This is a genomic window from Spirillospora sp. NPDC046719 (assembly GCF_040645715.1).
Taxonomy (GTDB): domain Bacteria; phylum Actinomycetota; class Actinomycetes; order Streptosporangiales; family Streptosporangiaceae; genus Spirillospora.
This window is the reverse complement of record NZ_JBEYYT010000100.1, coordinates 7,162-8,441: the sequence shown is the minus strand read 5'-3', so window position 1 is coordinate 8,441 and position 1,280 is coordinate 7,162. Positions and strand designations below refer to the sequence as shown.

Here is a 1,280-nt window from a genome sequence, read left to right as displayed (position 1 = left end):
GGCTCCCCAAACACGGCCGCCGCCCAGGCACCCCCCCCCAACATTAAACACATCTCACCCGCCCCGGCGTCCCCGCCCCGCCGCGGACGCCCCCCCCGCGGACGGGCACGCCGCGGACGGGCACGCCGCGCCGCGTCCCTTGGCACCGTGTCCCTCCGCACCGCGTCCCGCCGCCCGGTCACCGCAGCACGGACCGGGCGAGCCGGACGCTCCCCTCCCTGACGCGCTCCTCGCCCAGTTCCGGCAGGAGCGCCGCCACGTGCTCGGCGGACAGCGCCGCGAGCAGGGCGTGCGCCGCGTACTCGGGGTCCGGCGCGCCGTGCGCGAGGATCGCGACATGGCGGTGCCAGAACCGGTACGCGCCGATCCGGTACCGGGCGCCCGGTGACGCGGTCTCCGACATCCGCACGAGAGCCAGGTGCTCCAGCAGGTAGTCGAGGTACGCCCCGGTGAACGCGACCAGGCGCTCCTCCTCCCCCGCCCCCGGCCCGAGCGGCGGCGGTCCGTGCAGGATCGCCTCCTGGAGCACGCGCTCCCGCGCGTCCAGCAGCGCGGCGGCCAGCCCCGCCTTGTCGCCGAAGCGCCGGAACAGCGTCCCCTTGCCGACGCCGGCCTCCGCCGCCACCTGGTCCATCGACACCGCCTCGACGCCCCGCTCGGCGAACAGCCGGCCAGCCGCCTCCAGCACGGCCGCGCGGTTGCGCGCGGCGTCCGCGCGCTCCTTGGGCGGCGGGGTGCGCAGCAGTTCCAGGGGCGTTGCAGAAGCGGACTGCGGTCCGGTATCGTCTCGAGGCATAACCGGACTATAGTCCGTCTCATCGGGAGGCACCGCCATGACCGCACTCATCGGCCGGGACGAACTCAAGGCCGCGATCGACGCCGGCACCGTCACCGTGGTCGACGCGCTGGGCGGCGAGTACCACGCCAAGCAGCACCTGCCCGGCGCCGTGCCGCTCGTCGCCGCGGACGTGGACGCGCAGGCGCCCGCCCTGCTGCCCGACCGCGCCGCCGCGATCGTCACCTACTGCTCCAACCCGGCCTGCCCCAACAGCGGACAGGTCGCCGACCGGCTCACCGCGCTCGGCTACACCAACGTCCGCAAGTACCGCGAAGGCATCGAGGACTGGGTGGCCGCCGGGCTCCCCACCGAATCCGCCTGACCTGCGGCGGAGCGGGCGCGCGCACTGCGCGCGCACAGGGCGCGCCCGCGCCGCACGACCGCACCCGCGACCCGGCCCAAACCCCACACGAAGAGTGATCTGCATGGGGGGCACCGCAGA

The 1,280-nt window shown here is 75.5% G+C and carries 2 protein-coding genes; one reads left to right on the top strand and one right to left on the bottom strand.

Features of this window, described 5'->3' with window-relative positions:
• Positions 1-178: 178 nt before the first annotated feature.
• Entirely contained in the window at positions 179-796 is a 618-nt protein-coding gene (locus ABZ914_RS19000; protein ID WP_500194401.1) for a TetR/AcrR family transcriptional regulator, read from the bottom strand.
• Positions 797-833: 37 nt separating this feature from the next.
• On the opposite strand from ABZ914_RS19000, the gene ABZ914_RS18995 reads away from it, so the two are divergent.
• Positions 834-1,160: a rhodanese-like domain-containing protein gene (locus ABZ914_RS18995; RefSeq protein WP_190865957.1), complete on the top strand. Its 327-nt coding sequence runs from the start codon at positions 834-836 to the stop codon at positions 1,158-1,160.
• Positions 1,161-1,280 lie beyond the last annotated feature (120 nt).

Bases quoted from the DNA above. Each gene is read 5' to 3' on its own strand.
- ABZ914_RS19000 (WP_500194401.1), bottom strand. From the start codon at position 796: ATGCCTCGAGACGATACCGGACCGCAGTCCGCTTCTGCAACGCCCCTG.
- ABZ914_RS18995 (WP_190865957.1), top strand. From the start codon at position 834: ATGACCGCACTCATCGGCCGGGACGAACTCAAGGCCGCGATCGACGCC.